This is a genomic window from Streptomyces sp. NPDC004788, from assembly GCF_053601115.1.
The window spans coordinates 1-21,271 of the sequence record NZ_JBSGBF010000038.1; the positions used below are offsets into that span (position 1 = coordinate 1).

General features: G+C 72.6%; 19 protein-coding genes and 1 other RNA gene. 16 read left to right on the forward strand and 4 right to left on the reverse strand.

Translation table 11 applies throughout. From position 1 onward, the window contains the following. Positions 1-137 precede the first annotated feature (137 nt). Complete coding sequence (locus ACWEJX_RS18590) at positions 138-323, reverse strand: hypothetical protein (RefSeq protein WP_451608515.1); 186 nt, start codon at positions 321-323, stop codon at positions 138-140. Positions 324-557: 234 nt separating this feature from the next. Between ACWEJX_RS18590 and ftsE the strand changes: the two genes are divergently transcribed. The 6 genes from ftsE (at position 558) to ACWEJX_RS18620 (ending at position 5,743) form a co-directional block, all read left to right on the forward strand. Beyond that, complete coding sequence (gene ftsE / locus ACWEJX_RS18595) at positions 558-1,247, forward strand: cell division ATP-binding protein FtsE (protein ID WP_403800706.1); 690 nt, start codon at positions 558-560, stop codon at positions 1,245-1,247. A 19-nt stretch (positions 1,248-1,266) separates the two neighbouring features. Beyond that, complete coding sequence (gene ftsX, locus ACWEJX_RS18600; protein ID WP_403800709.1) at positions 1,267-2,187, forward strand: permease-like cell division protein FtsX; 921 nt, start codon at positions 1,267-1,269, stop codon at positions 2,185-2,187. Positions 2,188-2,266: 79 nt separating this feature from the next. Beyond that, positions 2,267-3,454 (forward strand): S41 family peptidase, encoded by a 1,188-nt coding sequence (locus ACWEJX_RS18605; RefSeq protein WP_451608516.1) that lies wholly within the window; start codon positions 2,267-2,269, stop codon positions 3,452-3,454. An 18-nt stretch (positions 3,455-3,472) separates the two neighbouring features. Further along, positions 3,473-4,015, forward strand: coding sequence for an SsrA-binding protein SmpB (gene smpB, locus ACWEJX_RS18610; protein WP_451608517.1), 543 nt, complete (start codon positions 3,473-3,475; stop codon positions 4,013-4,015). 141 nt (positions 4,016-4,156) lie between these two features. After that, positions 4,157-4,525, forward strand: a transfer-messenger RNA (tmRNA) gene (gene ssrA / locus ACWEJX_RS18615). A 132-nt stretch (positions 4,526-4,657) separates the two neighbouring features. After that, the gene (locus ACWEJX_RS18620) at positions 4,658-5,743 is read left to right on the forward strand and encodes a hypothetical protein (protein WP_451608518.1); all 1,086 of its coding nucleotides are present in this window, start codon (positions 4,658-4,660) and stop codon (positions 5,741-5,743) included. Positions 5,744-5,826: 83 nt separating this feature from the next. On the opposite strand, the gene ACWEJX_RS18625 is transcribed toward ACWEJX_RS18620, so the two are convergent. Beyond that, positions 5,827-7,113, reverse strand: coding sequence for an MFS transporter (locus tag ACWEJX_RS18625; RefSeq protein WP_451608519.1), 1,287 nt, complete (start codon positions 7,111-7,113; stop codon positions 5,827-5,829). Positions 7,114-7,197: 84 nt separating this feature from the next. Here ACWEJX_RS18625 and ACWEJX_RS18630 point away from each other — a divergent pair, with 84 nt between their 5' ends. The 4 genes from ACWEJX_RS18630 to ACWEJX_RS18645 all read left to right on the forward strand — a co-directional run bounded on the left by ACWEJX_RS18630 (position 7,198) and on the right by ACWEJX_RS18645 (position 11,753). Continuing rightward, positions 7,198-8,181 (forward strand): LysR family transcriptional regulator, encoded by a 984-nt coding sequence (locus ACWEJX_RS18630; protein WP_451608520.1) that lies wholly within the window; start codon positions 7,198-7,200, stop codon positions 8,179-8,181. 99 nt (positions 8,182-8,280) lie between these two features. Then, on the forward strand, positions 8,281-9,636 hold the full coding sequence (locus ACWEJX_RS18635) for a nitrate/nitrite transporter (RefSeq protein ID WP_451608521.1): 1,356 nt from the start codon (positions 8,281-8,283) through the stop codon (positions 9,634-9,636). 128 nt (positions 9,637-9,764) lie between these two features. Beyond that, a complete protein-coding gene (locus ACWEJX_RS18640; protein ID WP_451608522.1) occupies positions 9,765-11,177 on the forward strand; it encodes a uroporphyrinogen-III synthase in 1,413 nt (470 codons plus the stop codon). Positions 11,178-11,216: 39 nt separating this feature from the next. Further along, positions 11,217-11,753, forward strand: coding sequence for a GNAT family N-acetyltransferase (locus ACWEJX_RS18645; RefSeq protein WP_451608523.1), 537 nt, complete (start codon positions 11,217-11,219; stop codon positions 11,751-11,753). Here the strand turns inward: ACWEJX_RS18645 and ACWEJX_RS18650 are convergent. Continuing rightward, on the reverse strand, positions 11,750-12,586 hold the full coding sequence (locus ACWEJX_RS18650) for an MmyB family transcriptional regulator (protein WP_451608524.1): 837 nt from the start codon (positions 12,584-12,586) through the stop codon (positions 11,750-11,752). The genes ACWEJX_RS18645 and ACWEJX_RS18650 overlap by 4 nt on opposite strands. A 395-nt stretch (positions 12,587-12,981) precedes the next feature. Here ACWEJX_RS18650 and ACWEJX_RS18655 point away from each other — a divergent pair, with 395 nt between their 5' ends. The 4 genes from ACWEJX_RS18655 (at position 12,982) to ACWEJX_RS18670 (ending at position 18,573) form a co-directional block, all read left to right on the forward strand. Further along, positions 12,982-13,578, forward strand: coding sequence for an ABATE domain-containing protein (locus ACWEJX_RS18655; protein ID WP_451608525.1), 597 nt, complete (start codon positions 12,982-12,984; stop codon positions 13,576-13,578). Between the two features lie 63 nt (positions 13,579-13,641). Beyond that, positions 13,642-16,038, forward strand: coding sequence for a HelD family protein (locus tag ACWEJX_RS18660; RefSeq protein WP_451608526.1), 2,397 nt, complete (start codon positions 13,642-13,644; stop codon positions 16,036-16,038). A 443-nt stretch (positions 16,039-16,481) separates the two neighbouring features. Beyond that, the gene (locus tag ACWEJX_RS18665; RefSeq protein WP_451608527.1) at positions 16,482-17,918 is read left to right on the forward strand and encodes a malic enzyme-like NAD(P)-binding protein; all 1,437 of its coding nucleotides are present in this window, start codon (positions 16,482-16,484) and stop codon (positions 17,916-17,918) included. A gap of 373 nt (positions 17,919-18,291) precedes the next feature. Continuing rightward, on the forward strand, positions 18,292-18,573 hold the full coding sequence (locus tag ACWEJX_RS18670) for an HU family DNA-binding protein (RefSeq protein ID WP_389218793.1): 282 nt from the start codon (positions 18,292-18,294) through the stop codon (positions 18,571-18,573). Between the two features lie 184 nt (positions 18,574-18,757). Here ACWEJX_RS18670 and murA read toward each other — a convergent pair whose 3' ends face one another. Further along, positions 18,758-20,098, reverse strand: coding sequence for a UDP-N-acetylglucosamine 1-carboxyvinyltransferase (murA, locus tag ACWEJX_RS18675; RefSeq protein WP_403800769.1), 1,341 nt, complete (start codon positions 20,096-20,098; stop codon positions 18,758-18,760). Between the two features lie 262 nt (positions 20,099-20,360). On the opposite strand from murA, the gene ACWEJX_RS18680 reads away from it, so the two are divergent. Continuing rightward, complete coding sequence (locus ACWEJX_RS18680; RefSeq protein ID WP_451608528.1) at positions 20,361-20,921, forward strand: YqgE/AlgH family protein; 561 nt, start codon at positions 20,361-20,363, stop codon at positions 20,919-20,921. 29 nt (positions 20,922-20,950) lie between these two features. Continuing rightward, positions 20,951-21,238, forward strand: a complete 288-nt coding sequence (locus ACWEJX_RS18685) for a DUF3039 domain-containing protein (protein ID WP_451608529.1) — start codon at positions 20,951-20,953, stop codon at positions 21,236-21,238. Positions 21,239-21,271: the final 33 nt, after the last annotated feature.

Consider the following 21,271-nt stretch of genomic DNA (forward strand, 5'->3'; position numbering starts at 1 on the left):
ACCGCTCCCTCCCGCTTCTCGTGCCGGGGGGGCGCCCCGCCGTCTGAGGTCGCTCAGACTCGCGACCTGGTGAGGGCGGGCAGCGCAATCCAAGCGCTCCCGGCCCTCTCGTACGTCCAGGGGGTGTCCTCGGGCCCCTACACGCCCTGCGCCACCACCAGCAGCGCCATCGCGGCCAGCAGGGCGATCACCAGGGTCAGCAGCATCGCCGGCGTCAGGCCCGTCGGCTGGGGCAGACGCTCGCGGTTCGCGCGGCAGACGGGGCAGCGGCCCTCGGCGACGGGCGCCGCGCAGTTGGCGCACACCAGACGGTCATAGGTCATGCGCTCTCCTCCTCCCGCACGGGGGTGCTTACAAGAAGAACGCTCGGAGCGACCCCGGCGTTCCCCTACCACTGTGCCAGCTCCGGCGCGTTTCGGCGCGCCCCGCGGAATCCGGCCGGCGGGACCCGGGAGGACGAAAAGGATAAAGCGTACAAGCCTGGAGCGCGACTGCACGGGCCATCCCCGTTCGCGTAGTGTCACGCACACCTACTCCCGGCCGACCGTGGTGCATCCGTGATCCGATTCGACAACGTCTCCAAGTCCTATCCGAAGCAGAACCGCCCCGCGCTCCGGGATGTCTCCCTGGAGATCGAGAAGGGGGAGTTCGTCTTCCTCGTCGGTTCGTCCGGCTCCGGAAAGTCGACCTTCCTGCGGCTGATCCTGCGCGAGGAGCGCGCCAGCCAGGGCCAGGTGCACGTGCTGGGCAAGGACCTCGCCCGGCTCTCCAACTGGAAGGTGCCGCACATGCGCCGCCAGCTGGGCACCGTCTTCCAGGACTTCCGCCTGCTCCCCAACAAGACCGTCGCCGAGAACGTGGCCTTCGCCCAGGAAGTCATCGGCAAGCCGCGCGGCGAGATCCGCAAGGCAGTGCCGCAGGTGCTCGACCTGGTCGGTCTCGGCGGCAAGGAGGAGCGCATGCCGGGCGAGCTGTCCGGCGGTGAGCAGCAGCGCGTCGCCATCGCCCGGGCCTTCGTCAACCGCCCGATGCTGCTGATCGCGGACGAGCCCACCGGCAACCTCGACCCGCAGACCTCCGTCGGCATCATGAAGCTGCTCGACCGCATCAACAGGACAGGGACCACCGTCGTCATGGCGACCCACGACCAGAACATCGTCGACCAGATGCGCAAGCGCGTCATCGAGCTCGAGGGCGGCCGGCTCGTCCGCGACCAGGCCCGCGGCGTCTACGGCTACCAGCACTGACGGGCGGGGGAGAAGTCACATGCGCGCCCAGTTCGTGCTCTCGGAGATCGGCGTCGGTCTCCGCCGCAACCTCACGATGACCTTCGCCGTCATCGTCTCCGTCGCCCTGTCCCTCGCCCTCTTCGGCGGCGCCCTGCTCATGCGCGAGCAGGTCAGCACGATGAAGGACTACTGGTACGACAAGGTCAACGTCTCCATCTTCCTCTGCAACAAGAGCGACGCCGCCTCCAGCGCCAAGTGCGCCAAGGGCGCCGTCACCACGCAGCAGAAGGACCAGATCGAGGCCGACCTCAAGAAGATGACGGAGATCGTGGAGACGGTCCACCACGAGTCCGCCGACGAGGCGTACAAGCACTACAAGGAGCAGTACGGCGACACGGCCATCGCCTCCGTCGTCACCCCGGACCAGATGCAGGAGTCGTTCCGGGTCAAGCTGAAGGACCCCGAGAAGTACAAGGTCGTCGCCACCGCCTTCGCCGGCCGCGACGGCGTTGAGTCGGTCCAGGACCAGCGCAACATCCTGCAGAACCTCTTCGACCTGATGAACGGCATGAACATCGCCGCCCTCTGCGTCATGGGCCTCATGCTGATCATCGCGCTGATGCTGATCGTCAACACCGTGCGCGTCTCCGCGTTCAGCCGGCGCCGCGAGACCGGCATCATGCGCCTGGTCGGCGCGACCAACTTCTACATCCAGATGCCCTTCATCATGGAGGCCGCCTTCGCCGGCCTCCTCGGCGGCGGCGTCGCCTGCGTGCTGCTCCTGGTCGGCCGCTACTTCCTCATCGACCACGGCATCGCCCTCGCCGACAAGATGCAGCTGGTGAACTTCATCGGCTGGGACGCGGTCCTCTCCAAGCTCCCGCTCGTCCTCGCGATCGGCCTGCTGATGCCGGCGCTCGCCGCGTTCGTGGCGCTGCGCAAGTACCTCAAGGTGTGACAGTTCCCTCCGGGTGACGCGATGGCGTCGTGCGGCCAACCGCCGTGCGGCGCCATCTGCTTGTCCTACAGTGGGCGGCATGCGTGCCGGTGCCGGCCCCGAGTTCTGTCGACGGCCCCGCGGAGTTCTCCGTGGGGCCGCTCTGACGTTGGTCTTCGCCGGAGTGATCGGCACCGCCGCCGCCACCGGTGCGCTGCCCCGGCAGCAGGACCCCCGGGAGACTCCCGGTGCCGCGCCCTCGCCCCGTACGGTCACCGCCGCCGGCACCGTCGACCGGGAGGCCCTCGCGCGGGCCGCCGCTCAGGCCGTCGCCGACGGGAAGTCCGGGAAGAAGGCGGCGGAGGAGTTCGTCAGCCGCAGCGGGGACCGGTGGGGGGCGGTGTACGACAAGAAGGAGTACGCCGAGTTCGAGCAGACCCTGGACGGCGCGTACACCGGGGTCGGGCTGTCCGCGCGGCGGGGCGCCGACGGGCGGGTCGAGATCAGCCGGATACGGGGCGGCGGGCCCGCCGAGCGGGCCGGGCTGCGGGTCGGGGACCGGCTGACCGCGATCGACGGGCGGCCGGTCGGCGGGCTGAGCGTCTCCGAGATCGTCTCGCTGCTGAGGGGCGAGGGCGTCACGGGTTCCACCGTGACCCTCGGCGTCGAGCGGGGTCGCGCCGGCTGGACCGAGACGCTGCGCCGGGCCCGGCTCGTCACCGATCCCGTCACCGTCCGGCGGCTCGCCGACGGCACCGTGCTGATCCGGGTCGCCGCCTTCACCAAGGGCACCGGCGAGCGCGTCCGGCAGGCCGTGCGCACCGCGCCGGCCCGGGCCGGCGTCCTGCTCGACCTGCGCGGCAACTCCGGCGGCCTGGTCGCCGAGGCCGCCACCGCCGCCTCCGCCTTCTTCGACGGCGGCCTCGTCGCCACGTACGACGTCGACGGCACCCAGCACGCCGTGTACGCGGAAGCCGGCGGCGACACCGCCCGCCCCCTGGTCGCGCTGATCGACGGCGGCACCATGAGCGCGGCCGAGCTGCTCACCGGCGCCCTGCAGGACCGGGGCCGGGCCGTCACGGTCGGCTCGCGGACCTTCGGCAAGGGCTCGGTGCAGATGCCGAGCACGCTGCCGGACGGCTCGGTCGCCGAGCTGACCGTCGGGCACTACCGCACGCCCGCCGGGCACGCCGTCGACGGCCACGGCATCACCCCGGACGTCGCGGTCGTCGGGCAGGCGGAGGAACGGGCCCGCACGGTATTGAGTGGCCTCGGAGGGGCCTCGTAGTGCGAAAATGACCGCACTATGGCAAAGGGACTCGTCAACGTGCAGGGCAAGCCTGCGAAGAAGAAGACCCAGGACAAGGGGCCGGAGCGCAAGCTCATCGCGCAGAACAAGAAGGCGCGGCACGACTACCACATCCTGGACACGTACGAGTGCGGTCTGGTGCTCATGGGCACCGAGGTGAAGTCGCTGCGGATGGGCCGGGCGTCGCTGGTCGACGGCTTCGTCCAGATCGACGGCGGAGAGGCCTGGCTGCACAACATCCACGTGCCCGAGTACTCCCAGGGCAGCTGGACCAACCACTCGGCGAAGCGGAAGCGGAAGCTGCTGCTGCACCGCGCCGAGATCGACAAGCTGGAGCAGAAGGCGTCCGAGACGGGTCACACGATCGTGCCGCTCGCGCTGTACTTCCTGGGCAGCCGGGTGAAGTGCGAGATCGCCCTGGCCAAGGGCAAGAAGGAGTACGACAAGCGGCAGACGCTGAAGGAGAAGCAGGACACGCGCGAGGCGAGCCGTGCGATCGCGGCGGCGCGGCGGCGGCAGCGGGCGGCGGAGGCCAGGTAACCCGGGCCACCGGGGGACAGCCACCGGTCACCCGGGCGACCCGGGCGGCAGCCGCCGGGAATACGCTGGCGACCGTCGGCGTTGGTCACGTACGATGGGCCACGCACCTCACAGAGGGTGCGCGGATTGAAAAATCAACATGGGGATGATCGGTTTCGACAGCGGATGTCGAAGCAGGGGAAGCGTGTCGAGGAAGCGGCAATGATCTCGTTAACCACGCGCCGAAACCAATAATCGCCAACACCAAGCGCGATTCCTTCGCCCTCGCTGCCTAAGTAGCGACTTGCGAAGTGTCAGCCCGGGGCTGTTCCCGACCCGGATCCTGGCATCATCTAGGGGACTAAACCTTGATCCCGGTCACGGGGTGAAGAGGGAAACCAAACAGTGACTGAGCCCGTTCCGGACTTGTCTGGGTGATCCGGAGGGCCGAGAAACTCGTACCAGACTGCACACGGAGAAGCCCTGATTCCGCACCGTTGGACGCGGGTTCGATTCCCGCCATCTCCACTCATCCCATGTGGGCGAAGGCCCGGCAGCAGCAGCTGCCGGGCCTTCGTCATGTCCGCCCTCTTGCCGGACTTGGTCTGGACCTGCCAACCTGCGGTCGCCGCCCCCCACGCCACGGCACCCCCGGAGGTACGTATGCGCCACAAGGGACTCCTCGCGGTCCTGCCCATGCTCCTCGCCCTCCTCGCCCCCACCGCCTCGCCCGCCTCGGCCACCGCCGCCGCCCCCGTCCAGGTCTACGGCGCCTGGCACTGCGGCGACGACTACTGCACCTGGTCCACCGTCCGTGACGTCGCCGAGTTCGACGCGAAGAACCACTGGCTGATCGACCGCGGCGACGGGCGCCCCTCCGTCAACCTGGTCGTGCTCAGCTTCGTCGACCCGCTCAAGCTGCTGCACCGCACCACCGACGCCGGCACCGCGAGCGGCGTGCCCGTCGGCATGAGCCGGGAGATCGTCCAGTACTTCACCTCGCACGGCATCCGCGTGATGCTCTCCGTCGGCGGCATCACCTACACCGACGCCTGGGACGCCGCCCTCGCCGAGGATCCCGCGCAGCTCGGGCGGAACGCGGCGGCCGTCGCCGCCGACCTCGGCGTCGGCATCGAGATCGACTACGAGCAGAACACCGCGCCGAACCTGACCGGGCTCCAGTCCTTCATCGACGCCTACCGCTCCGTGCACCCGTACGACGCCGGCGGCACCGACCCGGCCGCCCGGCTCACCATCGACACCGCGGCCGGCGACCGCTGGCTCATCGACCTCAACCGCAAGGCCACCGCCGACTGGCTGCGCACCGACCGCCCGGTGCTCGACTACGCCAACGCCATGGTGCCCGCCCGGCCCACCTCCGCGAGCTCGCACATCGCCAACTGGCAGGAACACCTCGACGGCAAGCCCCAGTTCTCGCCGCCGGTCGCCCCGCTCGCCCCGGCCAAACTCACCGCCGGGCTCTACATCGCGTACGGCCGCAGTCCGCTGCCCGAGTGCACCGACTACGCCAACTCGCTGCAGAAGGCGACGGGCGACTGGGTGCGCGGCGCGGCGCCGAACGGTGCCGGGACGACGGCAGGGCTGCTCGGCTACATGTTCTGGGCGGCCGAGAAGCCCTCGACCCGCGGCCTCGGCACCCAGGAACCGGACGGCTGCGCGGGCGGGGTCGGGGGAGGGGCCACCGCTTTCGGGGTGCAGCCGCCGATGGGGCCGCTGCGGCAGAGCTGAACCGCCCGGTCGGCCCACGCATGGCGACCGGCCCGGTCCGTGCGGCCGGCGCCGCGACCGGCCCGGTCGTGCGGCCGGCGTCGTCAGTGCGATGCGCGGCGGCCCGTGCCCGTCGCCGCGCACACCACCCCCGCCACCGCCGCCGCCAGCGGCGGGACCAGGTAGCCGTACGTCGCCGTCGGGGCGTGCTCGGCGAGCCAGCCGCCCGCGGCCGAGCCCGTCGCGATGCCGCCGAGGAGTGCGGTCACGGCCAGGGTCATGCCCTCGTTGAGCTGGGCCTGCGGGGTGAGGCGCTGGACGAGGGTCATGCCCGTGACCATGGTCGGGGCGGTCGCCATGCCCGCCAGGAGCAGGGCGCCCGCGAGGGCGGGGAGCCAGCCGGTGGAGGCGGCGGCGAGGAGGGGGAGGGTCATCAGGGTTGCCATGGCCGCGAGGCAGATGGCGAGGCCGGGTGCGCGGCGGACGCGGCCGTAGAGCAGGCCGGCGGCGCAGGAGCCCGCCGCCTGGAGGGCGAGGACGGGGCCGGCGGCGGGGCCGTCCACGTAGGCGAGGGTGACCACCTCCATCGAGCCGAAGACCGCGCCGGTGGCGAGGAACACCACGAGCAGCGCGGGCATGCCGGGCACCCGCAGCGGCGAACCGGACGCGGCGGCGGTGCGCGGGGCGACGGGCGGTTCGGTGGTGCGCTGCGCGGCGAAGAGCAGTACGCCGGCGAGGAAGAGGGCGGCGGCGACGAGCGTGCCGGCCTCCGGGAAGAGCGAGGAGCAGAGGAACGCGGCCAGGACCGGGCCGAGCATGAAGCACAGCTCGTCGGCGGCCTGTTCGAAGGCGTTGGCGGTGTGCAGGGCGGCCTTGGCGTCCGGGGCGTCCCTGAGCAGATGGGCCCAGCGGGCCCGGGACATGCCGCCGGTGTTGGGGGCGGTGGCGGTGAGCGCGGTGGTGAGGAAGAGGGTCCAGGCGGGTGCCTGGGCGTGGGCGCAGAGGAGCAGGACGAGCCGGCCGAGGACCGCGTGGACGGTGGCGGGCACGGCGACCCGGGCCTGGCCGTGGCGGTCGACGAGCCGGGCGATCCAGGGCGCGGTGAGCGCTCCGGCGGCCATGCCGGTGGCGCTGACGGCGCCGGCGAGGGCGTACGAGCCGTACGCCCCGGCGATCATGACGACGGCGCTGACGCTGAACATGCCCATGGGCAGCCGGGCGATCAGATTGCCGAGGGTGAAGGCGCGGGCGCCGGGGAGGGCGAACAGGCGGAGGTAGGGGTTCGCGGGGGTGCGAGGGGTACGGCGAATCCGAGCGGGGGTCTCGCGGTAGCGAGGAGTGAGGGCGGGGCCCGCGGGGGTGAGCATCAGGTCCGGGGTGCTTTGCGGCATGGATCAAGGGTCATTTGGCATGGCCCTGGCGGTCCAACACCAAATCGGTCGCCATTCACGCACTTCTGTTGTTGACTGCGGCAAGTGAGCCCCGCCAACGACCTCGACCCCCGTCTGCTGCGCGCCTTCGTCGCCGTCGCCGCGGAACTCCACTTCACCCGCGCCGCCGCCCGCCTCTTCGTCGCCCAGCAGGCGCTCAGCCGGGACATCCGGCGCCTCGAACGCGACCTGGGCGCCGAGCTGTTCGTCCGCAGCACCCGGCAGGTCGCGCTCACCGCCGACGGCGAACGGCTCCTGCCGTACGCGCACAAGGTGCTCGCCGCCCACGACGAACTCGCCGACGCCTTCCGCGGTGAGGTCCGCGCGCTGCTCGTCGACCTCAACAGCGCGGGCCTCGCCCACGAACGGGTGCTCGCGCGGGCCCGTGAACTCGCCCCGCACCTGGAGCTGATGGCCCGCTACGAGAGCGGACTCACCGGCGCCGTACGGGAGATCCTCACCGGGCGGCTCGACGCCTCCTTCGGGCGGTACGGCGGGCTCGCGCCCGAGCTGCGGGCCCGGGTCGAGGCGCAGTTCGTGCGGTACGAGCCGATGGCCGTGCTGCTGCCCGAGGGCGACCCGCTCGCCGGCCTCGCCGAGGTCCCGCTCGACGCGCTCGCCGGCCGGCAGGTCTACGCGGGCGCCGGCAACGACCGCACCCCCGAGTGGACCGACCTCGCCGCCCGGCTCTTCGAGGGCCGCGGCATCCGGGTCGCGCCGCCCGCGCCGCTCGTCGTCGGCCGGGAGGAGTTCCGGCGGGTCATGGCCAAGGCCCCGACCCCGGTCCTCGCCGTCGTCGACTTCCCGCCGATGCCCGGCAGCGTCCTGCGGCCCCTCGTCGACCCCGTGCCGCTGTCGCCGGTGAGCCTCGTCTGGCGCCGGGGCCTGCGCCACCCCGCCCTCGACGCCCTGCGCCGCGCCGCCGCCGAGATCGGCGCCCGGGAGGGGTGGCACGCGCGCCCGCCCGGCTCGTGGCTGCCCGACGGGGAAGCGCTGGGCGCGCTCACAGCAGCCCCGCGCTCCGGGTGAGAGCAAGGTTCCGTCCCCGTCACCTCACGGCGCCGCCCCCGGAAACGCGGCGTTCCTAGCGTCGGTCGGACAAGGGAACCGACAGCGCGGAGGTGCGAGATGGGCGGCCGGTGGATCGAACACTGGGAGCCGGAGGACGAGACCTTCTGGCGGGAGCGGGGGGAACGGACCGCGCGCCGGAACCTGTGGTTCTCGGTGCTCTCCGAGCACATCGGCTTCTCCGTCTGGAGCCTGTGGTCGGTCATGGTCCTCTTCATGGGGCCGCAGTACGGGATCGACCCGGCGGGCAAGTTCTTCCTGATCGCCACCGCGACCCTCGTCGGGGCCGTCATCCGCGTCCCGTACACCTTCGCCGTCGCCCGCTTCGGCGGCCGCAACTGGACGGTGTTCAGCGCGCTGTTGCTACTGCTGCCGACGGGCCTCGCGTACGCGGTGATGGAGCCGGGGACCTCGTACGGGACGTTCCTGCTCGTCGCCGCGCTCACCGGGGTCGGCGGCGGCAACTTCGCCTCCTCCATGACCAACATCAACGCCTTCTTCCCGCTGCGGAAGAAGGGCTGGGCGCTCGGGCTCAACGCGGGCGGCGGCAACATCGGCGTACCCGTCGTCCAGCTCGTCGGGCTGCTCGTCATCGGCACCGCCGGGGCCCTGCACCCGCGGATCGTGCTCGGCGTCTATCTGCCGCTGATCGTGGTCGCCGCCGTCTGCGCCGCGCTGTTCATGGACAACCTGGCGCCCGTGAAGAACGACACCGGCGCCGCCAGGGAGGCCGTGAAGGCGCGGCACACCTGGATCATGGCCTTCCTCTACATCGGGACCTTCGGCTCGTTCATCGGCTACAGCTTCGCCTTCGGGCTCGTGCTCCAGACCCAGTTCGGGCGCACCCCGCTCCAGGCGGCCTCGCTCACCTTCATCGGCCCGCTGCTCGGCTCGCTCGTCCGGCCCGTCGGCGGCGCGCTCGCCGACCGGCACGGCGGCGCCCGGATCACCCTGGCCACCTTCGCCGCGATGGCCGTCGCCGCCGGGGTCGTGCTCTACGCCTCCGTCGCCGGGTCGCTCGCCGTGTTCCTGGTCGGCTTCGTCGCGCTGTTCGCGCTCAGCGGCCTCGGCAACGGCTCCACGTACAAGATGATCCCGGCCATCTTCCTCGCGCAGGGCTACGAGAAGGGGCTCGGCGGCGAGGCGGCCGAGGCGCACGGCCGCCGGCTGTCCGGCGCCGCCATGGGGCTCATCGGCGCGGTCGGCGCGCTCGGCGGCCTCGGCATCAACCTGGCCTTCCGGGAGTCGTTCAGCTCGACCGGCTCCGGCACCGGCGCCTTTGTCGCCTTCCTCGTCTTCTACGCGGCGTGCATGACCGTCACCTGGGCGGTATACCTTCGCCGGCCGTCCACCGTGGCGCCCGTGCCCGACACGGCGGCCGACGTCCTGCCGTCGCGCGCCGCCGCCGAGGTGTGAGCCGGAGGGATGCGTCACAGTGGTCGCGGAGGGCCGTAACGACCAGGAAATACGGGTGAACCCGGACCGACATCCCGGCCCGGCAGTGTCGGCGGGCGTGGACGAGCCAGGCAGGGGATGAGCACGGCATGGGCGATCAGGGCGTGGGCGAGCAGCAGGCTGCGGACGAGCAGCAGGGCGCGGATGAGCGTGGCGCCGCCGAGGAGGTCGCGGGCGAGCGGCCCGGCGGCGACCACGGCGTCGGCGAGCAGACCGTGGGCGAGCGGGGCGTCGGCGACCAGGCCGCGGGTGGGCAGGGCGCGGAGGCCGCGGGTGGCCAGGCCGCGGGTGGGCAGCAGGCGGGCGAGCCGGTAGCGGACGAGCAGCAGGCGGGCGACCAGGCCGCGGGCGCCCCCGGGCCGGGTGGGCACGGGCCCCTCGCGGGCTTCACCGTCGGCGTCACCGCCGCCCGGCGCGCCGACGAACTCATCGCGCTGCTGCGCCGCCGCGGCGCGGCGGTCGTCCACGGCCCCGCGCTGCGGATCGTGCCGCTCGCCGACGACACCGAACTCCTCGCCGCCACCAAGGACCTCATCGACCACGCCCCGGACGTCGTCGTCGCCACCACGGCGATCGGCTTCCGCGGCTGGATCGAGGCGGCCGACGGCTGGGGCTTCGGCGAGGCGCTCCTCGACCGGCTGCGCGGGGTCGAACTCCTCGCCCGCGGACCCAAGGTGAAGGGCGCGGTGCGGGCGGCCGGGCTCACCGAGTCCTGGTCGCCGTCCTCCGAGTCGATGGCGGAGGTCCTCGACCGGCTGCTCGGCGAGGGCGTCGCCGGCCGGCGCATCGCGCTCCAGCTGCACGGCGAGCCGCTGCCCGGCTTCGTGGAGGCGCTCACCGAGGGCGGCGCGGAGGTCGTGCCCGTCCCCGTCTACCGCTGGATGCCGCCCGAGGACCTCGCCCCGCTCGACCGGCTCCTCGACGCCACCGTGGCCCGCGCCCTCGACGCGGTGACCTTCACCAGCGCCCCGGCCGCCGCCTCGCTCATCGACCGGGCGCGGGAGCGCGGGCTGCTCGACGAGCTGGTGACGGCGCTGCGGCACGACGTGCTCGCGGTGTGCGTGGGCCCGGTGACCGCGTTGCCGCTGCAGGCCCTCTCCGTCGACACCCACCAGCCCGAACGCTTCCGGCTCGGCCCGCTCGTCCAGCTGCTCTGCCGCGAACTGCCCGCCCGGGCCCGGGTGTTGCCGGTCGCCGGGCACCGCGTCGAGATCCGCGGCCACGCCGTCCTCGTCGACGGCGCGCTGCGCCCCGTGCCGCCCGCCGGGATGGCCCTGCTCGGGCTGCTCGCCCGTCGCCCCGGCTGGGTCGTCGGCCGCGCCGAGCTGCTGCGCGCCCTGCCGGGCGCGGGCCGCGACGAGCACGCCGTGGAGACCGCGATGGCCCGGCTCCGTACCGCCCTCGGCACGCCGAGGCTCATCCAGACCGTGGTCAAGCGGGGCTACCGGCTCGCGCTCGACCCGGCGGCGGACACCAAGTACGGGGCCGAGGAGGGCCGTTAGCGCGTCGCGTCGGCCCGCGCGGGCGTTTACGGTACGCGGATGAGCACCGTACGGATCAGACCCGCACGCCCCGAGTCCCCCGCCGACGCCGCCGCGCTCGCCGCGGCCGTGTCGCGCAACCGCGCGTACATGCGGCCCTGGGAGCCGTACCGCCCCGAGGCGTACTACACCCCGCAGGGCCAGGCCGAGCGGCTCGGCGACGGAGCCCGGCGCTGGTTCGCGGTGGACGAACTCCCCGAGGGGGAGCGGGTCGTGGGTGTGGCGATACTCTCCGGGATCGTCCTCGGCCCGTTCCGCAGCGCTTCGCTCGGCTACTGGGTGGACCCGGAGTACGGCGGCCGGGGCCTGGCCACCGCCCTGACCGAGGAGGTCTGCCGGGCCGGCCGCGAGGAGCTCGGCCTGCACCGGATCGAGGCGTCCACCCTCCTCGACAACCACGCGTCCCAGCGGGTCCTCGCCAAGTGCGGCTTCGAGCAGATCGGCACCGCGCCCCGCTACCTGCACATCGACGGCGCCTGGCGCGACTCCCACCTCTTCCAGCGGATCCTGCACGACGACCCGCCGCCGCTGCCTTAGAACTCCGAGGCGCGGGCGCGGAGCATCGGGGCGCGGGCGTGGGCCTTCTGGAGGCCCGGGCGGAAGATCATGATGATCAGCCGGGCGCCCGGCGCGGTGAGCGGCTGGGCGGCGCAGATCGTGACGTGGCCGCGGCCCAGGAGGGCGTGGTGGATCGGGCGTTCGTCACCGTCCGGGTGGATGTGCGCGCCGCCCGCCTCCCACAGCGGGCCCAGCTCCGGGTCGTCCCGGACCTCCCGCTCGATCCGCCGCAACGTCTCGTCGTCGCGGCGCGCGGCGATGGCGGCGTGCAGCTGGGGCAGGATCAGCGGGGCCCAGCCGTGCCGCCAGTCGATGAGGGTGGTGTCGCGGGCCTCCTTGTCGAGGAGCATCCAGCGCATGGTGTTCGCCGGGGCCCGGCCGCCCGGGTACATGTCGGCGAAGTGCCGGTTGTGCGCGAGGAGGTTCCAGGAGGCGTCGGTGACGTACGCCATGTGCGAGATGCCGTCGACGGCCTCCTGCCACACCCCGGGCACCTCCAGGCCCGAGGAGGCGTGCAGCGGCCCGGGCGGGTCGCCGATCCCCGCGTACCGGCACAGCGACACCCACTCCTGCTCGTTCAGGCCGAAGAGGCGGGCGACCTGGCGGAGGTAGTCGGCGGGCGGGTTCGGGTAGCGGCCCGTCTCCAGGCGGTTGTACGTGTCGACCGCGCGCAGCGTCAGCTCGTCGACCTGCTGCTGCGAGAGGCCGCGGGCGCGGCGGCCGCGACCGGTCGGCCGGGAGAGGCCGTGCGCCTCGGGGGCGATCAGCTCGCGGCGCTCCTTGAGGAGGGCCCGTAGTGCCGTCTTGTTCACCACACCCCCTGTGCCTGTGCATGTACGTTGCGCTTTGTGCCTTGTCTTGATTTTCCCGTGTGCGAATTCGTAGGAAAAACGGCTCGTAGATATTAAACCGTTCAACGTTCATGCTGGCGGTGCCTCGCGCTGACCTGCGAGGACTCCACGGACGACCGGACGGCAACCCCCCGAGCCGTTCGGTTTCCAGTCGGCCCGGGCGGCTCCCCCGTACGCCCGGGCCGACTCATTTTCCGCCGTTTCCCGCGCCTCCCCGGCCACTGCCGGGCACGCGCCCCCTGGCCACACCCGGCTCCCGGTAGCACCCTGATGACGAGTCCGACGACGAGTCCGACGACGGGTCCGGCGACGGGTCCGACGACGGGTCCCGGCGAGGCGGGAGGGGTGGCGTGGGCATGGCTTCTCGGGCGGCGGGGTTCGTGTCCGGACGCGTCTGCCTCGACCTCGCCGCCGAACCCCTCGACCGGCCCGAGACCCTCGCCCGCTTCCTGCGCGCCACCGGCCTCGTCCCGCCCGCCGTCCGCCTGCGCGCCCTCGACAGCCGGTGGCTGCGCGCCTTCCGCGAGCTGCGCGACTGCGTCGCCGACCTGGTCACCGCCCAGGTCGAGGGCCGCCCGGTGCGGCCCGCCGCCCTGGAACTGCTCAACGCGCTCGCCGCCGCGGCCGCGCCGCCCGCGCCTCGCGCCGTACCCACCCGCTCCGGCCGTCTCGTCCGCACCCTCAGCCGCGAACCCGACTGCCGTGCCCTGCTCGCCGCCGTCGCCCGCGACGCCGTCGACCTGCTCACCGACCCGGCCGCCCGGGTCCTGCTGCGCCGCTGCGAGGGCCCCGGCTGCCGCCGCTGCTACCTCGACACCTCGCGCGGCCGGCGCCGCCGCTGGTGCTCCAGCGAGGCGTGCGGCAACCGCGCCCGGGTCGCCCGGCACCGCGCCGCCCGGCTGGAGAACCCGGACCACGGCGCGGCGGCCCGCCGAGAAGGGGCCCGCCCCTGACATATCGCCCCTGGGTGGCGTACGCTCGACGGCTGCCCAGTGCACGTCAGAAGGGGGCCCGAGGTGGCCGCGCAGGAAGCCGTCGACACGGTCAGGGACCGTGAGATCGGTGTCGAACAGGAACATCTGGATCAGGTCTACCGCCGCCTCGAGGAGAAGATCCACGAGGCCGAGTTCCTGATGACCGACGCCGCCAAGCGCGGCCAGGTCGGCACGCCCGGCGCCCTCGCCGAACGCGACGCCCAGGTCTTCCGGGCCGGCATCCACCTCAACCGGCTCAACAACGAGTTCGAGGACTTCCTCTTCGGCCGGATCGACCTGCTCCACGGCAAGGACGGCAAGAAGGGACCCGACGGCGCCTACACCTCCGTCGAGCCCGCCGACGACGCCGTACGCCCCGACAGCACCGCGGACATCGGCGAGACCCTGCACATCGGCCGCCTCGGCGTCCTCGACTCCGACTACGCCCCGCTGGTCATCGACTGGCGCGCGCCCGCCGCCGCCCCCTTCTACCGCTCGACGCCCGTGGACCCGGGCCGGGTCGTACGGCGCCGGGTCATCCGCTCCAAGGGCCGCAGGGTGCTCGGCGTCGAGGACGACCTGATGCGCCCCGAACTGAAGGCCACGCTCGACGGGCGCGAGCTGCCGGTCATCGGCGACGGCGCCCTCATGGCCGCGCTCGGCCGGGCCCGCAGCCACACCATGCGGGACATCGTCTCCAGCATCCAGGCCGAGCAGGACCTGGTCATCCGGGCGCCCGCCGCCTCCGTGACCTACGTCGAGGGCGGGCCGGGCACCGGCAAGACCGCCGTCGCCCTGCACCGCGCCGCCTACCTGCTCTACCAGGACCGGCGCCGCTACGCGGGCGGCATCCTGATCGTCTCGCCGACCCCGCTGCTCGTCTCGTACACCGAGGGCGTGCTGCCCTCCCTCGGTGAGGAGGGCCAGGTCGCCATCCGCGCGCTCGGCTCGCTGGTCGACGGCGTCGAGGCCGACGCGTACGACGAGCCGGCCGTCGCCCGGATCAAGGGCTCGTCGCGGATGCTCGCCGTGCTGCGCAAGGCCGCCCGCGGCGCCCTGGAGACGCCCGCGCCCAGAACGCCCGCGCCCAGAACGCAGGCGCACGCGCAGGCGCAGACGCAGCTCGCGATCGGGGACGAAGCGGGCGAGGACGGCGACGAGGACGAGACCCCCAAGGCACCGGCCGGCACGCCCACCCTGCTCCGCGTCGTCGCCTTCGGCCGCCGCCTGGAGCTGGATGCCGACGAGCTCAGGCGCATCCGGCACAACGTGCTCGGCGGCACCGCACCGGTCAACCTGCTGCGGCCGCGCGCCCGCCGGCTGCTGCTCGACGCGCTGTACGCCAAGTCCGGCGCCGCCGGCCGGCACAGCGACCCCGAGCTCGCCGCCGAGCTGCGCTCCTCCTTCGACGAGGACGTGTCCACCGAGGACTCCTTCCTCGGCTTCCTCGACGCCTGGTGGCCGGAGCTCACCCCGCGCCTGGTGCTCGACGCCATGGCCGACGAGAAGCGCCTCGGCCGCTGGGCGCGCCGGGTGCTCAACCCGGGCGAGGTGCGCCGTCTCGCGCGCTCGCTGCGCCGTCCCGGCCTGTCGGTGCACGACGTGGCGCTCCTCGACGAACTGGCCACGCTCCTCGGCACGCCGGCCCGGCCGCGCAAGAAGCGCGAGTACGACCCGCTGGACCAGCTCACCGGCCTGGAGGAGCTGATGCCGGTACGGGAGGAGACGCAGCGCGAGCGGGCCGAGCGGCTCGCGGCGGAGCGCACGGAGTACGCCCACGTCATCGTCGACGAGGCCCAGGACCTCACGCCCATGCAGTGGCGCATGGTCGGCCGCCGCGGCCGGCACGCCACCTGGACGGTCGTCGGCGACCCGGCCCAGTCCTCCTGGTCCGACCCGGACGAGGCCGCCGCGGCGCGCGACGAGGCCCTCGGCACCCGGCCGCGCCGCCGCTTCGAGCTCACCGTGAACTACCGCAACCCGGCCGAGATCGCCGAGCTCGCCGCCAAGGTGCTCGCGCTCGCGATGCCCGGCAAGGAGGCGCCGAAGGCGGTGCGCTCCACGGGCGTCGAGCCCCGCTTCGTACCCGTGGCCGAGAAGGGCGAGCTGGCCGAAACCGTACGGTCGGAGGCGGAGCGGCTGCTCGGCGAGGTCGACGGCACGGTCGGCGTGGTCGTCGCCATGGACCGGCGCAGGGAGGCGGCCGGCTGGCTGGCCGGGCTCGGCGACCGGGTGGTGGCGCTCGGCTCGCTGGAGGCGAAGGGCCTGGAGTACGACGCCACGGTGGTCGTCTCGCCCGCGGAGATCGCGGACGAGTCGCCGGCCGGTCTGCGGGTGCTCTACGTGGCCCTCACCCGGTCGACGCAGGCGCTGACGGTGATCTCGGGCGACCGGGACCTGCCGGACGCGGACGGCGTGCCGGACCTCCTGCGGGACTGATTTCAAGTCATCCCGCGCCGGAGGAATCGCGTGCGCGGGTGGTTTGTTAGCCTTGTCGTGACACCGGCTCGATCCAAGCCCCCGGGCCCAACCTTCGTCCCTCAGAGGGACCACTTGCCGCGAGGCGAGCATGGCGGGTCGGTGTCACTTGCTTGCAGAGGTCCTCGTCACCTTCGGGTGACGGGGACCTCTTCCGTTTCCCGCCCGCTCTCCCGGCTGCCCTCCCTTCCGCTCTCCCGGTCGCTTCATCGGGTCGCTTCTCCCGGCCGCTTCCCCGGCGGCCCTTCTGTTTCCGCACCGTCTCTCGTATGGTGGAAACTACTTTCCGAAAACGAAAAGACCGTATTACCTGCTACCGGCAGGTAGGTGCGACGATCGGAGGGCGCCGCCGGGCAACCAGCCGGTCGGCGTAGCAACGAAGCTAGGGAAAGAGGAACACGGCCATGGCAACGGCGCCCAGCGTCTCGTACTCGATGACGGTCCGGCTCGAGGTGCCCGCGAGCGGCACCGCGGTCTCCCAGCTCACCACGGCGGTCGAGTCCCACGGCGGTTCCGTCACCGGTCTCGACGTCACCGCGTCGGGCCACGAGAAGCTGCGCATCGACGTCACCATCGCCGCGACCTCCACGGCCCACGCCGAGGAGATCGTCGAGCAGCTGCGCGGCATCGAGGGCGTCACCCTCGGCAAGGTCTCGGACCGTACGTTCCTGATGCACCTCGGCGGCAAGATCGAGATGGCGTCCAAGCACCCCATCCGCAACCGGGACGACCTCTCCATGATCTACACCCCGGGCGTGGCCCGGGTGTGCATGGCGATCGCCGAGAACCCCGAGGACGCCCGCCGCCTCACCATCAAGCGCAACTCCGTCGCAGTCGTGACGGACGGCTCCGCCGTCCTCGGCCTCGGCAACATCGGCCCCAAGGCCGCCCTGCCCGTCATGGAGGGCAAGGCGGCCCTCTTCAAGCGCTTCGCCGGCATCGACGCCTGGCCGATCTGCCTGGACACCCAGGACACCGACGCCATCGTCGAGATCGTCAAGGCCATCGCCCCCGGCTTCGCGGGCATCAACCTGGAGGACATCTCCGCGCCCCGCTGCTTCGAGATCGAGGCCCGGCTGCGCGAGGCCCTCGACATCCCGGTCTTCCACGACGACCAGCACGGCACCGCGATCGTCGTGCTCGCCGCGCTGACCAACGCGCTGCGCGTGGTCGGCAAGGGCATCGGGGACGTACGGGTCGTCATGTCCGGTGCCGGCGCCGCCGGTACGGCCATCCTCAAGCTGCTCATCGCGGCCGGCGTGAAGCACGCCGTCGTCGCCGACATCCACGGCGTCGTGCACGCGGGCCGCGAGGACCTGGTGGACGCCGCGGCCGGCACGCCGCTGCGCTGGATCGCCGACAACACCAACCCGGAGGGCGTCACCGGCACCCTCAAGGAGGCCGTCGTCGGCGCCGACGTCTTCATCGGCGTCTCGGCCCCGAACGTGCTCGGCGGCGAGGACGTGGCCGCGATGGCCGAGGGCGCGATCGTGTTCGCGCTCGCGAACCCGGACCCCGAGGTGGACCCGGCGATCGCCCGCCAGACGGCCGCCGTCGTCGCCACCGGCCGCTCCGACTTCCCGAACCAGATCAACAACGTGCTGGTGTTCCCGGGTGTCTTCCGCGGTCTGCTCGACGCCCAGTCCCGCACGGTGAACACCGACATGATGCTGGCCGCGGCCACCGCGCTCGCCGACGTCGTCACCGAGGACGAGCTGAACCCGAACTACATCATCCCGTCGGTCTTCAACGACAAGGTCGCCGGCGCCGTCGCCGGCGCGGTGCGCAACGCGGCCAAGGCGGCGGGCGCCGGCGCGAACAACGGCGTCAACGGCGTCTGAGGCTCCCCGGGGTGCGGTGGCGGCGCGGTGCCCGTGCGGGTGCCGCCGAGCGTGTCGCGAGTCGCCGCACCCCAAACCCGCCTTTAGGGTGGTAGTCCGGCTCCGCACCGTCCGCGCGGAGTCGACGCAACGTCACCAGTACGGGCCACTGGCGCTTTTCGTGTGACCCCAGAGGGTGCCGGATTGGCGTTCCCGCCGCTGGTGGGGGCAGGATGCGGTCTGGGCGCGAGGGTCCGGCACCAGACCCGGGTCCGGGGAGTGTCCGAGGGCCCTGGCAGCATCGGCTTCGCAGTGCCCATCATGCGGCCCCGCCGCGTGGCCCGCCTCACAGGCAACCCGCCTCACAGGCAAGAAGAAACACGGGAGTAAAGAAATGAACCGCAGTGAGCTGGTGGCCGCCCTGGCCGACCGCGCCGAGGTGACCCGCAAGGACGCCGACGCCGTGCTGGCCGCCTTCGCCGAGATCGCCGGCGAGATCGTCGCCAAGGGCGACGAGAAGGTCACCATCCCCGGCTTCCTGACCTTCGAGCGCACCCACCGTGCCGCTCGCACCGCGCGCAACCCGCAGACCGGCGACCCGATCAACATCCCGGCCGGCTACAGCGTGAAGGTCTCCGCGGGCTCCAAGCTCAAGGAAGCCGCCAAGGGCAAGTAAGGCCTGTAGGCAGCGCGCCGAGGCCGTAGAGGCGGCCTGAGGCAAGCAGAAGGGCGGCCACCCTGTCAGGGGGTGGCCGCCCTTTCGTTCGTCCGCCTGTCGTCCGTCTGCGGGCCCTGGGGCGTCCGCCTGCGGGGCCCCGGGGCCTGTCCGTCCTCTGCGGCGGCCCTGGGGCCTGTCCGTCCTAGACGAGCGCGCTGCCCGGCAGCTCGACCTTGGCGCCCAGCTCGACGAGCTTCTCCATGAAGTTCTCGTAGCCGCGGTTGATCAGGTCGATGCCGTGCACCCGGCTGGTGCCCTGGGCGGCGAGGGCCGCGATCAGGTACGAGAAGCCGCCGCGCAGGTCGGGGATGACCAGGTCGGCGCCCTGCAGCTTGGTCGGGCCGCTGACGACCGCCGAGTGCAGGAAGTTGCGCTGGCCGAAGCGGCAGGCCGAGCCGCCCAGGCACTCGCGGTACAGCTGGATGTGGGCACCCATCTGGTTCAGCGCCGAGGTGAAGCCGAGCCGCGACTCGTACACCGTCTCGTGCACGATCGACAGGCCGGACGCCTGGGTCAGGGCCACCACCAGCGGCTGCTGCCAGTCGGTCTGGAAGCCGGGGTGCACGTCGGTCTCCAGGGCGATCGCGTTGAGCGAGCCGCCCGGGTGCCAGAAGCGGATGCCCTCGTCGTCGATCTCGAAGGCGCCGCCGACCTTCCGGTACGTGTTGAGGAAGGTCATCATCGAGCGCTGCTGCGCGCCGCGGACGTAGATGTCGCCCTCGGTCGCGAGCGCCGCCGACGCCCAGGAGGCCGCCTCCAGGCGGTCGGAGAGGGCGTGGTGGTTGTAGCCGCCGAGCTTGTCGACACCGGTGATCCGGATGGTCCGGTCGGTGTCGATGGCGATGATCGCGCCCATCTTCTGCAGCACGCAGATGAGGTCCTCGATCTCCGGCTCCACGGCCGCGTTCGACAGCTCGGTGACGCCCTCGGCGAGGACGGCGGTGAGCAGCACCTGCTCGGTGGCGCCGACGGAGGGGTACGGCAGGGCGATCTTGGTGCCGCGCAGCCGCTGCGGGGCCTCCAGGTACTGCCCGTCCGCGCGCTTCTCGATCGTCGCGCCGAACTTGCGCAGCACGTCGAAGTGGAAGTCGATCGGCCGGCCGCCGATGTCGCAGCCGCCCAGGCCCGGGATGAAGGCGTGGCCGAGGCGGTGCAGCAGCGGGCCGCAGAAGAGGATCGGGATCCGCGAGGAGCCGGCGTGGGCGTCGATGTCGGCCACGTTGGCGGACTCGACGTGCGTCGGGTCCATGATCAGCTCGCCCGGTTCCTCGCCGGGGCGGACCGTCACGCCGTGCAGCTGGAGCAGCCCGCGGACCACCCGGACGTCACGGATGTCGGGGACGTTGCGCAGTCGGCTCGGCTCGCTGCCGAGCAGGGCGGCGACCATCGCCTTGGGCACGAGGTTCTTCGCGCCGCGAACGCGGATCTCGCCCTCCAGCGGGGTTCCGCCGTGGACAAGCAGGACATCGTCTGTGCCGGTCATGGATCTCGCGTTCCGGGTCGTCGGTCGGGTGGCCAGAGAAAAGGGTAAGGGGCGATCAGACCCCGATTGTGTGGCCGAGGGGGCCTCGCGAATGTAATGAATGAGGCACAACACCCTCCGTCTACGTGATCTTGCGGAGCGTCACCGTCCACTTGTCCCCGGTCCGCACCCCGGAGCGGGGCGAAGCCGCGACGGCGCACGCCTACCCCGGACCCGGCCGGACAACCCCCGCGATCGCCGAAGATGCGGGATCATGTGTCGCATGACCGAGGTGTCCTCGCTCACAGGCCGGCTGCTCGTCGCGACACCCGCCCTGGCGGATCCCAACTTCGACCGCACGGTGGTGCTGCTGCTCGACCACGACGACGAGGGCTCCCTCGGCGTGGTCCTCAACCGCCCGACGCCCGTCACGGTCGGCGACATCCTCGCGCCCTGGGCCGCGCTCGCCGGCGAGCCCGGCGTCGTCTTCCAGGGCGGCCCCGTCTCGCTCGACGCCGCCCTCGGCATCGCCGTCATCCCCGGCGACGAGGGCCCGCTCGGCTGGCGCCGGGTGCACGGCGCGATCGGCCTGGTCGACCTGGAGGCCCCGCCCGAGCTGCTCGGCCCGGCCATCGGCGCCCTGCGCATCTTCGCCGGATACGCGGGCTGGGGCCCCGGCCAACTGGAGACCGAGCTCCGCGACGGCGCCTGGTACGTGGTCGAGTCCGAGCCCGGCGACGTCTCCTCGCCCCGCCCGGACACCCTCTGGCGCCAGGTCCTGCGCCGCCAGCGGGGCGAGCTCGCGATGGTCGCCACGTACCCGGACGACCCGTCGCTCAACTGAGGCCCCGCGCTTTCAGTACCCTGGGCCTCATGAGCACTCTCGAGCCCGAGCGCGGGGCAGGTACGGGAACCCTCGTCGAGCCGACGCCGCAGGTTTCCAGTGGTGACGGCGACCACGAGCGCTACGCCCACTACGTCCAGAAGGACAAGATCATGGCGAGTGCCCTCGACGGCACTCCCGTGGTGGCACTGTGCGGCAAGGTCTGGGTACCGGGCCGCGACCCGAAGAAGTACCCCGTGTGCCCGATGTGCAAGGAGATCTACGAGTCCATGGGCTCCGGCGGGGACAAGGACAAGGGCGGCAAGGGCGACAAGTAGTCCGGCGTCAGTCGTCCGGGCCGCCTCGTCGCG